This is a genomic window from Pantoea sp. Mb-10, assembly GCF_021272205.1.
In the GTDB taxonomy this organism is placed as follows: Bacteria; Pseudomonadota; Gammaproteobacteria; order Enterobacterales; family Enterobacteriaceae; genus Pantoea.
On the sequence record NZ_JAJSDX010000001.1, the window covers coordinates 77,370 to 89,719 of the forward strand.

Annotated in this window: 11 protein-coding genes; 3 read left to right on the top strand and 8 right to left on the bottom strand. The window is 57.5% G+C overall.

Annotated elements, in window-relative coordinates; translation table 11 throughout:
- The first annotated feature begins 207 nt into the window (after positions 1–207).
- Positions 208–1,335 carry a glucans biosynthesis protein MdoC gene (gene mdoC, locus LU196_RS00395; protein ID WP_232757769.1) on the top strand — a complete coding sequence of 376 codons (1,128 nt, stop codon included), beginning with the start codon at positions 208–210 and terminating at the stop codon, positions 1,333–1,335.
- Between the two features lie 28 nt (positions 1,336–1,363).
- Here mdoC and LU196_RS00400 read toward each other — a convergent pair whose 3' ends face one another.
- On the bottom strand, positions 1,364–2,815 hold the full coding sequence (locus LU196_RS00400; RefSeq protein WP_304622716.1) for a phosphatidylserine/phosphatidylglycerophosphate/cardiolipin synthase family protein: 1,452 nt from the start codon (positions 2,813–2,815) through the stop codon (positions 1,364–1,366).
- 143 nt (positions 2,816–2,958) lie between these two features.
- Here LU196_RS00400 and LU196_RS00405 point away from each other — a divergent pair, with 143 nt between their 5' ends.
- Positions 2,959–4,104: a beta-glucosidase gene (locus tag LU196_RS00405; RefSeq protein WP_232757770.1), complete on the top strand. Its 1,146-nt coding sequence runs from the start codon at positions 2,959–2,961 to the stop codon at positions 4,102–4,104.
- Here LU196_RS00405 and LU196_RS00410 read toward each other — a convergent pair.
- From LU196_RS00410 to LU196_RS00440, 7 genes are all read right to left on the bottom strand, one after another.
- A complete protein-coding gene (locus LU196_RS00410; RefSeq protein WP_232758261.1) occupies positions 4,101–4,280 on the bottom strand; it encodes a hypothetical protein in 180 nt (59 codons plus the stop codon). The genes LU196_RS00405 and LU196_RS00410 overlap by 4 nt on opposite strands.
- 28 nt (positions 4,281–4,308) lie before the next feature.
- Entirely contained in the window at positions 4,309–4,452 is a 144-nt protein-coding gene (locus LU196_RS00415; RefSeq protein WP_232757771.1) for a hypothetical protein, read from the bottom strand.
- A 127-nt stretch (positions 4,453–4,579) separates the two neighbouring features.
- Complete coding sequence (locus LU196_RS00420; protein WP_232757772.1) at positions 4,580–6,766, bottom strand: TonB-dependent siderophore receptor; 2,187 nt, start codon at positions 6,764–6,766, stop codon at positions 4,580–4,582.
- 224 nt (positions 6,767–6,990) lie between these two features.
- A complete protein-coding gene (locus tag LU196_RS00425; protein WP_232757773.1) occupies positions 6,991–8,361 on the bottom strand; it encodes an efflux transporter outer membrane subunit in 1,371 nt (456 codons plus the stop codon).
- Positions 8,358–9,455 (bottom strand): HlyD family secretion protein, encoded by a 1,098-nt coding sequence (locus LU196_RS00430; RefSeq protein WP_232757774.1) that lies wholly within the window; start codon positions 9,453–9,455, stop codon positions 8,358–8,360. Before LU196_RS00430 ends, LU196_RS00425 begins: the two co-directional genes overlap by 4 nt.
- Positions 9,452–11,137 (bottom strand): MFS transporter, encoded by a 1,686-nt coding sequence (locus LU196_RS00435; RefSeq protein WP_232757775.1) that lies wholly within the window; start codon positions 11,135–11,137, stop codon positions 9,452–9,454. The genes LU196_RS00430 and LU196_RS00435 overlap by 4 nt, the downstream gene beginning before the upstream one ends.
- A gap of 2 nt (positions 11,138–11,139) precedes the next feature.
- Positions 11,140–11,571: a MarR family winged helix-turn-helix transcriptional regulator gene (locus LU196_RS00440; protein WP_232757776.1), complete on the bottom strand. Its 432-nt coding sequence runs from the start codon at positions 11,569–11,571 to the stop codon at positions 11,140–11,142.
- A gap of 474 nt (positions 11,572–12,045) precedes the next feature.
- Between LU196_RS00440 and LU196_RS00445 the strand changes: the two genes are divergently transcribed.
- A complete protein-coding gene (locus LU196_RS00445) occupies positions 12,046–12,303 on the top strand; it encodes a biofilm development regulator YmgB/AriR family protein (protein WP_232757777.1) in 258 nt (85 codons plus the stop codon).
- The last annotated feature ends 47 nt before the right edge of the window (positions 12,304–12,350 follow it).

Sequence of the window (12,350 nt, forward strand, 5' to 3'; positions counted from 1 at the left end):
AATTGATAATTCCGTTTTCCGACAGCGTGCGGTTAAGATTGTTCCGCTGATTTGTAAGCAAAAAGTGAACTTTTCAGATAATTAAACCCAACCCGTTCAGATACAGATTCACCTGATAGTATACGCTGTTTACGACAGGTAGAATTTTGATTCGCCATAATCTGGTTTCAGGGTGAAACCGGCATAAAACTGACTAACTGGAAGCTTATGAGTTCAGCAAAACCCGAACGCGAATATTTTCTCGACTCAATCAGAGCGTATTTAATGCTGTTAGGCGTGCCGTTTCACGTCTCCTTGATTTACTCAATGCAGCGCTGGTCGGTAAACAGTCAGGAAGCGTCGCTGTGGCTGACCGTATTCAATGATTTTATCCACTCTTTCCGCATGCAGGTTTTCTTTGTTATCTCCGGCTATTTCTCCTACATGCTCTATTTGCGCTATGAGCCGCAGCGCTGGTTGAAAGTACGTATTGAACGCGTGGGGATCCCCTTGCTGACGGCGGTGCCGCTGATCACGCTGCCGCAGTTTTTTATCCTGAAAAATCTCACGGATAAAATTGGCGACTGGAACAGTTTTTCCCTGTACGAGAAGTACAACACGCTGGCGTGGCATTTAATCTCCCACCTGTGGTTTTTGCTGGTCCTGGTGATTCTTACCGCACTCGGCACGGTGACGTTCCGCTGGTTACGCGCGCAGCGCAGCGCCCGTAATTATGACCACGTGGGCTGGGGCAAAGTCACGCTGGCCCTGATGGGCTATGCGCTGGCGTGGTGCCTGCTGCGCCGCGCACTCTTTTACACGGTGCCCGCTGTCTTCGCCGATGGCGTGTTCAGCATTGCCGTGATGCAAACCCTGACGTTCCTGCCTTTCTTTATGCTGGGCGCCCTGTGTTGGAAACATCCGGCGCTGAAGGCGCTGTTTATCCGCTTTAATCCGGTGATGTGCTTCGGGACGATCGCGGTGTTTGTGGCGTATAGCTTGAATCAGCGCTATAGCAGCGGTGAGGGTTGGCTGTATGAGATCGACGCGCTGGTCTCGACGCTAATGGGACTGTGCATGCTCAACGTCTGCTTTAGCTTGGGGCACAAGCTGCTCAACAGCCACTCGCCGCGCATTATGTATCTGGTGAACGCATCGCTGTTTATCTACCTGGTGCACCATCCGCTGACGCTGCTTTATGGCATTTACGTTGCACCGCACATCAGCAGTAATACGCTCGGCTTCTTTGTCGGCCTGATCCTGGTGTTTGGCGTGGCGTTTACCCTCTATGAACTGCATCTGCGCGTGCCGCTGCTGCGCTTTTTATTCTCGGGTAAGCCGCAGCGTAAAGCCTGAACTCGCCTACCCCATTAAGGGGTGGGATTTACAGCAGCCACTCCACCGGCAATCGCCATACTAACCGCACTAATAGCCGCTGTAGCCACGTGCACTGCGGCTCGTGTTTATGCACGGTCTCATGCGCCTCACCGGGGTACTCCACCCAATTCACGCGTCCCCATTTATCCAGCCGCAGCGTCCAGGCACGGTCGCGCATCCCGGCGATAAAGTGCTGGTGCGTTTGCTGCGCCAGGCTTTCACTCTCAATCACCAGCCCCATCTCGGTGTTAAGCACGGCGGATCGGGGGTCGAAATTAAACGAGCCAATGAACACTTTGCGATTATCCACGGTAAAGGTTTTGGCGTGCAGGCTGGAGCCAGAGTTACCCGTTAAGCCGCGATCGTGCGGCGCCTCGCCGCTCTGCTGCTGCGGTTTCAATTCATACAGAGCGATGCCGTGGCGCAGCAATTTTTTTCGCCAACGCGCATAGCCCGCATGCACCACTGACACGTCATTCGCCGCCAGCGAGTTGGTCAATATGGCGATTTTCACCCCGCGCCGCTTTAGCGTCAGCAGCTGCGCCACGCCGGCGCGGGTTGGCACGAAATAGGCGGAAATAATGTCAAACTGCTGCTGCGGCGCGCCAATTACCTCCAGCATGCGCTGCGGAAGCAGGCTGCCACGCCTGGCTTTACCCAGCCCTTTACGCGGGTCGTCGCTCAGCAGCCGCGCGGCGGCCCACGTCACCTCCAGCGTGCCCTGCGCCATCTGGTTAACAAACTCAGCATGCTCCAATCGTGCCAGGTAGCGCTGTACCGCCTCACTCTGTTGCCACTCTGACGGTAAACGCACCGCCTCTTGCGCCGTCTCCGTCACATCCACGACGCTGCGCAGCGGTGATACTGCCTTGCTCTGCCAATAGCGGGCGAAATCCGCTTCCACCTCCTGCACCACCGGCCCCATTGCCAGCACGTCGAGATCGGTAAACAGCGGCTCATCGCCCGTACCAAAATACTCGTCGCCGACATTGCGGCCCCCCACCAGCGTCACCGCGCCATCCACCGTTAAACTTTTGTTATGCATACGGCGATTCAGGCGGGCGAAATCCGTGAGGTAGCCCAGCGCGCGCAGCGTCCTGAAGGAGAAAGGATTAAACAGGCGCACGGCAATATTGGGATGGCGATCGAGTTCTGCCAGCGTGTCATCGAGACCTGGCGTATTGTTGTCGTCCAGCAGCAATCGCACTTTAACGCCGCGCTCCGCCGCGTCCAACAGCGCGCTAAACAGCAGGCGCCCAGAGAGATCGTTATGCCAAATGTAGTACTGCACATCGATGCTGTGCTGGGCCATCCCCATTAGCAAATAGCGCGCGGCGAAGGCATCCAGCCCATCATTCAGCGGATAGATGCCGCTCAGGCCGGGATGCATCGCACAGCGGGCCTCCGCCAACGCTTTTAGCCCTGCGCCCTCCGGCGGCAAAGACGCTGCTTCACTCATAGTAAGTCCCTGAAATAAATTATTTTATATAATACGTTAGGATGCCGGGTACCGAAACGCCGCGTGATGCTGACGCCACATTCATTTAGAGTCTAGACTTAGCCTTGCATTCTGCACCCGGCGTTAACCGTGAGGAGAGGATGATGAGCCAGCAATCCCCGCGCTATCACCCGCAGCTGTTCCGCAGTTTCTTTCAGGGCAGTTTTCCCTGTTCCACTGCCTGCCGCACCGGTGGGCGGCGGTTAGATATGGTGGTCAGCAGTGGACACGACATGCTGCTGGAAAAAGATTACGCCGCTCTGGCCCAGCTGGGCCTGCACACGGCACGAGACGGTGCCCGCTGGCATCTGATCGAAGCCACCCCCAATGAATATGACTGGCGTACTTTTCTTCCCATGGTGCACGCCGCAGCGCGCCACGATATGCAAATCATCTGGGAATTGGCCCATTTTGGCTATCCCGATCACCTCGACATATGGCGCGCGCCTTTTGTGGATCATTTTGCACGCTTTGCTGGCGCCATGGCGCAGCTGATGCGCGATGAAGGCGTGACTTGCCCCTTTTTCACCCCCATCAACCAAATTTCGTTCTGGTCGTGGGCAGGGGCCGATGTCTCTTGGCTCGATCCCTATGCCAGCGACTGCGGACGCGAACTCAAGCGCCAGCTGGTGCGCGCCTCGTTGGCGGCCATGCATGCTATTCGTGAGGTTTACCCGGACGCACGCTTTGTGCTTACCGACCCGCTGGTACAGATAGCCGCCGATGCAGACAACCCGGAAACCAAACCCTACGCCGATGAACAGCAGCAGGCGCAATTTGAAGCCTGGGACTGGATAGCGGGCCGTGCGGCACCGGAGCTGGGCGGCCAGGCCGATTTCCTCGATATACTGGGCCTCAACTACTATCCCGATAATCACTGGTTTTTTTCTGGCGATACCATCCCGGAAACCGATCCTGCTTACCAACCGCTGCATCAGCTGTTAGCGCAGTGCTGGCAGCGTTATCAGCGCCCGCTGCTGCTGGCAGAGACCGGTGCGGAAGGCGACGCACGATCGCGCTGGCTGCGCCATGTCACTGAACAAGCCATGCTGGCGCTGGATAACGGTGTTGCCCTTGAGGGCATTTCGCTTTATCCGGTGGTCGAGTATCCGGCTTGGGCGGACGATCGGCGCTCGCCAGGCGCTTTACTGGGGCTGGGCGATCCTAATGGCAATCGGACGGTATACGAGGCGCTGGCGCTGGAGTTACGCAGCCAGCAAATTAAGTGGCAAAACCGGGAGCAGGCTTAGCTGTGCTGAGGGGAAGAGGCCTGCGGCGTGCAGGTTTTGACGTCTTGTGGCGCCTCAACAGGGTGACGATCCGCCGTGAGCCAGGTCAGGGTAAAGAGAAACACCACGCCAATTAAACAGGCGGCCAATAAGCCGATGATGGCGATGAGTTTGTCATCCCGGGCTTCCATTGACATGTTTACAGCCTCCCCGATGTGTCTGACGTTACCCCATCCAGAGCGTGACTATCAGCACCGCCGCAATCAGCATGACGGAGGTGACAGTGAGCACCACGATAGCAAAGTGCGCGTCGTCCAGCTGCTGCCGTAAAGGCTCGTCGTGATCGTCGGGTGGCGCAGGTGAACGCATGTTGACTCAATAACACAGGGTGAAGTTTCGCGCAGGATTGCCTTGACGAGTGTAATAGAAAGCGCAGACAGAAGCAGGATTTTTTGCAGCCGTTGAAAAAACGGGGCGTCACCGCCCCGCTTACCGATCAGAAATCGTAACTCATCGACACTTTTACCGTGCGCGGTTCACCCTGCGTGAGATAGGTGCCGCTGTCATCCACGTTGGCCCAGTACTTCTCGTTGGTGACGTTATCCACGCCTACGCGCCAGACAACCTCGTTCTGCTTAAGCTTCATGCGGTAGCGCAGTCCCAGATCCAGCGTGGTGTAGGCGTCCAGCTTCATGGTATTCGCCAGGTTTGCATACTGCGAACCGGTATAGTTCAGCAGCGCAGTTGCCGTCAGTCCATCCACGGGCTTAATGTCATACTCGGCACCCAGCGCCGCAGTAAACCGCGGCACGCCAATCGCGTTTTTGCCGTCTTCGTTGCTGTCGCCCGTTTTGGTCATACTCGGGTCGATCCACGTGGTGCTGCCGTTAAGACGCAGTCCCAGCAGCGGCTCGCCAAACACATTGAGCTCGACGCCGCGGTTACGCTGCTCCCCGTTCAACTGGTAGACGTTATTGTTCTTGATGCCCACCGGCTGCTTGATCTCAAACAGCGCCAGCGATCCGCCGACGCGACCAAAGTCCGCTTTGACCCCGACTTCGTTCTGTTTAGCATGCACAATACCGGTCACGCTGCCGTAGTTATCGGTGCCAAATGGCGCAGCCGTACCCGGCGTCAACGACTCGGTGTGATTCGCATACAGCGACAGGTTATTGGTCGCCTTGTACAGCAGGCCATAGGCTGGCAGCCAGCGCGCGCTGTCAAAGCGCGTTCCCACATCCTCTTTGCCGTCATAGCCGTAGTTGCGCACCACGACCTTTTGATGGCGCGCCCCCAGCGTTGCTAGCAGGCGGTCGTCAAAGAAGCCCAAGGTATCGCTGAGCAGATAGCCCTGCGAGCGTGAGCGATAGGTGGTCAGCGGATCGCCAAACTTGTCGCCGCCGGCGAACACGGTGGCAGGCTGCAATACGTCGTCAGTGTCGTAGATGTTGGTGGCAGCATCGTTTCCGGACGACATGCGATAGCTGTTTTTCGCGTTGGCGGTCATGGCGGCGTAGCCGAAATTCACCTTGTGTGTCACCGGGCCGGTGGCAAAGGTGCCGCGAAGCCCTGCCATGCCGCTCATGTTGTCCTGAATACGGTTGGTCTGGAACCGACCAATGGTGGCGTTCCCTGCTGCATCCTCAATCTTAGGCGTCCCGTAGTTGCCCACTTCATGCGTGTGCTGGGCGCCCAGCGCCGCATAGGCTGTCCAACTGTCGGTAAGATCGTACTCCGCTTTGGCCAGACCAAATTCCGACGCAATGTCGCTGAAAATCCATGGCTGACTGTAATTGCGTCCATTTTTCGGCACGGCGGGAATAAAATCGATGTCGCTGATATTGATGCCGTTGACCGCGTGGTGGAACGTCTTTTTCTGGTAGCCCATATCCAGCGACGTGCGCAGGCGATCGCCACGGTAATCCAGACCCAGCGAGGCCGCCGTGGTGCGTTTTTTCTCGCCGTCGATTTCCGTGCCCCCTTCGCGGTTCACCGCGTTGAACCGCACGCCAAACTGATCGTTATCGCCAAAGCGGCGACCGATATCGGTGCTGGCGCCGACTTGGGAACCGGAGGTGTAATCCACGCCCACGCGGGTTAAAGGCAGATCGTCGGCGTGTTTGGGTTCAAGGTTAATCATGCCGCCCACGCCGCTTTCCGCCGAGCCGTTCAGCAGCGCATTGGCACCTTTGAAAATCTCTACCCGATCGATCATCGATGCATCCATGACCTGACGCGGCACAATGCCCGCCAGGCCCCCATAGGTCATGGCATCGCCGTCAAGTTTGAAGCCGCGAATGCGGTAACTTTCAGCAAAGTTGCCGTACCCCTTCACGTTTTGCACGCCCGCGTCATTGCGCACCACATCCGCAATGGTCTGGGCCTGCTGGTCCTGGATCATCTTCGCGGTGAAGCCAATCACGTTAAACGGCACGTCCATGGCTTTTTGCTCGCCAAGCATGCCCAAGCGGCCGCCGTGCGCGACCTGACCATCGAGAAAGGCAGGAACCGGATCGTTACCGCCTGCGGTGAAATCTGCTTGCGGTGCGGCCGTCACCGTCAGCGTAGGCTGTTCGGTGTGCGTTGAATTGCTGGTGGCAGCCATCACTGGCCAACACGCTGCGCTCACCATCAGAGCAAGCAGCGTCGGTTTCCGACCGGGGTTGAAAGGCGTCGTGCGCATAAAAGCCCCCTAACACGAAATTGATAATCATTATTATTACGGTTTGCGATTATGCGCAGGCCGGCAGCGAAATCAAGCAGATTTAGCAGCGGGGTAAAAAACAGCCGGGCGGAAGGTTGAGATAACCCCACCGACCAGCGTGAAGATACCGTCGTTCAGGCTGAGAGAGAACGCGTAGCCTCGTCTGACGAAGCTACGCGAATCGGAGACTGGGTTTAGCGGCGTTACGCTTGCCAACCGCCGCCAAGTGCGCGATAGAGATCGATCTGGGCCAGCAGGAGCGCGTTTTTCACCGAGACAATATTCAGCTGCGTACTGAACAGCGTACGCTGCGCATCCAGCTCATCCAGATAAGAGGCATAGCCGTTTTGATAACGGTTGTGTGCGATACGGTAGGCTTCCGCCACGTAGCGCGCCTGTTGCTGCAAGGCTTCCAGCTGCTGTTGGTTACGCTGAATCGCGTCCAGGGCATCATCCACTTCCGAGAAGGCGTTACGAACGGTTTTCTCATAGCCATAGAGCGCTTGATTGCGCGAGGCGGTAGCCACATCCACCTGCGCCGTCAATGCTTCGCGATTGAATATCGGGGCCAATATGCTGCCACCCACGCTCCACAGGCGGAAAGGATTGTCCAAAAGCTGGTGCAGCGCGCCGCTTTGTAGCGTTCCGCTGGCGGTGAGATTGAGCGACGGCAGCAGGCTGGCCTGCGCAGAGGTCAGCGAGGCGTCCGCCGCCAGCAGCTGACGCTGCGCCTGAACAATGTCGGGTCGGCGGTTGAGCAGCTGCGAAGGCAGTACGTTAGGCAACGCTTGCGGCCGCAGGTGATCAAACCCACGGCTGCGGGCGATGGCGCGCGGGTTCATGCCCACCAGCACGCTCAGCGCATTCTCCTGTTCGGCAATCTGGTGCTGCAGCTGCGGGATCTGCGCGCGCGCGGTTTGATATTCCGACGCCGCCTGCATCCACTCCAGCCGGGAGGTGTAGCCGGTTTCAAACTGACGCTGCGCCAGATTGAGCGAGTTTTCACGTGTTTTCAGCGTGGCTTCGGTGACGCGTAGCTGTTCATCCAGCGCGCAGAGGCTGAGATAGCCCGACGCCACTGAACTGGCCACAGTGAGCTCGGCGGCCGACGCGGCGGCCCGCTGCGCCTCCAGCGAGGCTTCGGCGGCGCGCAGCGTATTACGGCGACTGCCCCATAAATCCACATCATAGTTAGCTTGCAACAGGCCTTGATACACCGTGCTTTCACGCGGTAAGCCGGTAGCCGCTGACAGCGCGCGCTGGCGCGTGCCGGCCACCCCAGCCGACAGCGTAGGCAGATCGTCGCCCTGCGCCGCGCGGAGCTGCGCACGGTACTGATCTACCCGGGCGCGGGCAATCAAGATATCGCTGTTATGCTGCAAAGCCTGTTCCACCAGCCGATTCAGATCGCTGTCACCAAAGCGACGCCACCAGTCCGCTTCAGGCGGCGCAGACGGCCCTACCTGTTGCCGCCACGCCGGGGGAATGGGCAGCGACGCCGGCGCTTTTTCTACCTGCTGGGCGCATCCCGTCAGCGCTATCGCGAGCCCACAAAAACGTAGCAACCGCTTCATGGTGTGTCCTTACTGGCCCCATCAGGCTCAGCAGCAGTGTCAACACTGACTTCCACCGACATGCCGGGACGCAGCGCCTGGGTATCGCCCAACAGCTGAATGCGCACCGGAATACGCTGGGCAATTTTCACGAAGTTGCCCGTGGCGTTGTCGGGTGAGATGGCGCTGAATTCAGAGCCTGCCGCTGGCGAGATAAACTCCACGCGCCCGTTAACCTGTCTGCCGTCCAGGGCGTCCACCCGTATGGTCACCGGCAGGCCGGGGCGCACGTGTGCTAACTGCGTCTCTTTAAAATTGGCAATCACCCACTTGTTGTCCGGTACCACCGACGTCAGGCGCGTCCCGGCGGTCACATAGCTTCCTTTACGCACTGATAATTGCCCAAGTTGGCCGCTATCCGGCGAGACAATGCGCGTGTTGGCGAGATCGATATTGGCCAACTCCAGCGCTGCCCGCGCGCTGGCCACATCACCCTCCAGCGAGGCGCGATTCACCGTGACCGTTTGCAGGTTCTGCTGTGCCACCGCCACCTGCGCTTCTGCCTGTCGCAGCTGCGCCTGCGCTTGGGCATGGGTGGCGCGGGCGGCATCACGTTCGCGCACCGACAGCGAACCATCGGCCGCCAGGTTTTCTACGCGCTGCAAATCAAGACGGCTTTTCAGCGCTTGCGCTTTGGCATTTTCCACCGCTGCTTTATTGCTGAGAATGGTCGCCTCGGCGCTGCGGCGCTGCTGCTGGTTGTTGTTTTGCGCGGCGATTTTCATCGCCAGCTGCGCCTCAGCCTGATGTACGCGCTGGCGGTAAATACGGTCATCAATCACCATCAGTGGCTGACCTTTTTTAACCGGCTGCAAGTCCACCACGCTCACCTCAGTGAGATAACCGTTAACCTGCGGGCTGATAAACGTCACCTGGCCGCGCACGTAAGCGTTTTCTGTGGTTTGCACGGCGCTGGTAAACGGCCACAGTTGCCAGGCATATAAAATCACCAGCACGCCGACAATCGCGATGCCGCTTCCCACGGCGATGGAAAGAATACGCCGACGCTGGATGCGCTCGCGCTCCGCGGCCTGCATGTCGTCCTGTTGGCTCATGATTGCTCCGTTTGTGTTGCTGAAGAGGCGGCGGGTCCCTGCCCGCTCGGGGCGGTTGGCATCTCACGTCGCTGCAAATAGCGCTGACGCGCTAAACGCCATAGCACCCAAAGCAACGTGATCATTGCCATGCCGGCCGTCAAAAGATAGGTGTCGTTATACGCCAGCACGTTCGCCTGCAGCGTGGCGACCGTTTGCAACTGGCTGGTGCTCTGCGCGCTGAGCAGCACGGGGTCGGTAAGCTGGGTGCCAAACAGCGCGCGGTATTGATCAAGCCTTTCCGCGACGTTGGGATCCAACTGTGAGAGTTGATCGCCCAACATGCTGGAGTGATATTTTTCACGCCACGTTTGAAACGTACCCAGCATGGCCGAGCCAATCAGTCCGCCAAGGTTCTGACTCATGCCAAACAGCACCACAAAACTCACCAGATTTTTAGGCTGCGTCACAACGCCACCAATACCGAGCAGCATGGCAGGCGCAAGAAAGAACGCGCTGCTGAATCCCAGTAAAAATTGACTGATATACAAATTATTTGCGCGCGTTATCGGGCTGGACTGCGCGTCCATCAGCGACGCCACGATCATCACCACCAGCGAGGTGACAATTGGCCAGCTGAGGTGCGCAGGCTTGATCGTTAACGCGCTGGCCACCATGCCGCACAGCACCCCGGCGATGATCGCCAGCGCCAGTCCGCGCATTTGATCATTCTGCAGGCCAACCTGCTGAAGAAAACCGATCGCGCCCGTGTTTTGCTCCGCAAGCACCACGCGCATCATAATCATCACGATACCCAAGCGCACCATAGCCCCGTTGCTGAGCCAGCGCGTATTGATCAGCGGATTCACGCGGTTGTGCTCCACGACCAGTGCAGCCACGATCAGTACCAGCGACAACGCCAGTGAAACACCCAGCCACGGCGTGGAGAACCACCATTCAATGCGCCCCAGCGACAGTACACCGCACAGCAGCGCCATACCGGGTGCCAGCAGCATAAAGGTCACGAAGTCCATTTTTTCAAACGCTTTGAAACGATCCCCTGGCGGTAACTTCAGCATCAGCACGCAGCCAAGCGAAATCATTGCCAGTCCAAGCTCAAGTAAATAGAGGCCGCGCCACTCTTCTAACTGCAGCAGTTCGGTGGAAAAAAGCCGCGCCAACGGAATCGCCAGCTGTGAAGCGGTAATGCCAATCACCAGCGCTTTCAGTCGGTGCTTCGCTGGCCAGGCTTGAATCTGATAATAGATACCGAGCGAGCTGAGGGCGGCACCGACCATGCCATGCGCGGTGCGCACAATGATGGCGGAACTAAGATCGTTCGCGAGGAGATGGAAAAAGGCGACGATGACGTAGAGCAGCAAAAACGCCTCGGTAAACAGGCGCAAGCCAAATTGTTGACGAAATTTCACCAGCAGCAGGTTGATAGAAATATTGCCCATCACGTAAACGGCGGGCAGCCAGGCGATTTCATTGCTGTAGGCCCCGAACGTACCTTGCAGGTTAGTCAGGTTGGCCGTGACCAGCGCATTGCTCAGCGCGCCGGTGATAGAAATGAGCAGCCCGACCAGGCCAAAAGCCAACCGTTTACCGGGCGAATGCAGAGGCGTTGAGGGCGAACCGGGCAGCATCGGCTTTTCATGCGGCAGCCACTCACGCGGGGCATAAGGATTGCGCTTTGCCACGGTTACGGGTTTCCGAGACGCACAAGCAGCTGCTTCAGCACTTTTTCAGTGATCGCCAACTCTGCGGGATCGACGTCGGCCAGCAGCTCTGTGCGCAGCGCATCGGCTTGGCTCTTTACTTCGATAAACGCCTCATTGCCAAGATCGGTCAGCACCAGCAGCCGCTTGCGGCGATCTTCTTTGGGCTGCACGCGCGCCAGCAGCTGTTGATTCACCAGCCTATCCACCAGCGGCACCACGCTGGCATCTTCCAATCCCAGCAGCTGCGCCAGCGCTTTTTGCGTAGGCGGTTCAGGCGCGGTGGCCACCGTGGCAATGGCCAGCCAGCTGCTCATACTGAGCCCGCTGTCTTTCAGGCGACGATCGACCGCTAACCGCCAGGCATGCGCAGTTTGGTGCAGTAAACGAGAGAAAGAGTGCGGTGAGTGGCTCAAATCGTAGCGACCTAATGGTTAGATATCTAACTAAACAGGATGATGATTATAAGATAAAATCTTTCGTCTTTTAAAGGGCGGCGCATAGCGCACAGCTGAGACTGAATTAACCTTAGTACGGCACGCGCACGTTGGGGGCAGCAATCTTAAAAATCTTATTCTGGACAACATAAGCCTCTGGTTTTACTGCACCCTGCGACGTGCAAGGCCCTATAAAACGTAAATATATGGGCTGGGAGTAAAATTTAGTTGTACAAATAAGCGTTAATTGTATAACTTCTTGCGCCATGAGCCCGTTAGGGCTTCGTAACGAATGATGCACTTTGCGTCGCCTCTGAAGGTGTAGTGGATTTCCACCTTCAGAGGTCACTTTTTGCGTTACCTGATGAGTTATGTGTTACGCGTCTGTCCGCGCGTGGGGTTCATCAAGGCGCTGAAGGCCGTTGCCATCAGGCCGATTATAAGGTCTCCGTCATGCCTAATATCGCCAATAGTCATGAACCTTTCGCCGATCGTGTTACACAGGTGCGTCAGCTCGACGCCAATGCCATGACCTTGCTCGGGCATATCATCGCCGAGATCCTGCACAACAACCTTCCTGTTACGAACAAAGGCATTATCAGCGCCTTGATTGCCCGTCTCGATCAGCACTCTGACCCGATACAGCGCGACACCTACCGTTATCTTTTAGAGATGGTCGTGAATAAAACGCCGGACGATTTTTCATTGTAAGTGCCTTTTTGCCCTTGTCAGCCCCGCGCCACTGAACGCACAACGCT

Coding starts and splice junctions, on each gene's coding strand:
- mdoC (WP_232757769.1), top strand. CDS start 208: ATGAGTTCAGCAAAACCCGAACGCGAATATTTTCTCGACTCAATCAGA.
- LU196_RS00400 (WP_304622716.1), bottom strand. CDS start 2,815: ATGAGTGAAGCAGCGTCTTTGCCGCCGGAGGGCGCAGGGCTAAAAGCG.
- LU196_RS00405 (WP_232757770.1), top strand. CDS start 2,959: ATGAGCCAGCAATCCCCGCGCTATCACCCGCAGCTGTTCCGCAGTTTC.
- LU196_RS00410 (WP_232758261.1), bottom strand. CDS start 4,280: ATGTCAATGGAAGCCCGGGATGACAAACTCATCGCCATCATCGGCTTA.
- LU196_RS00415 (WP_232757771.1), bottom strand. CDS start 4,452: ATGCGTTCACCTGCGCCACCCGACGATCACGACGAGCCTTTACGGCAG.
- LU196_RS00420 (WP_232757772.1), bottom strand. CDS start 6,766: ATGCGCACGACGCCTTTCAACCCCGGTCGGAAACCGACGCTGCTTGCT.
- LU196_RS00425 (WP_232757773.1), bottom strand. CDS start 8,361: ATGAAGCGGTTGCTACGTTTTTGTGGGCTCGCGATAGCGCTGACGGGA.
- LU196_RS00430 (WP_232757774.1), bottom strand. CDS start 9,455: ATGAGCCAACAGGACGACATGCAGGCCGCGGAGCGCGAGCGCATCCAG.
- LU196_RS00445 (WP_232757777.1), top strand. CDS start 12,046: ATGCCTAATATCGCCAATAGTCATGAACCTTTCGCCGATCGTGTTACA.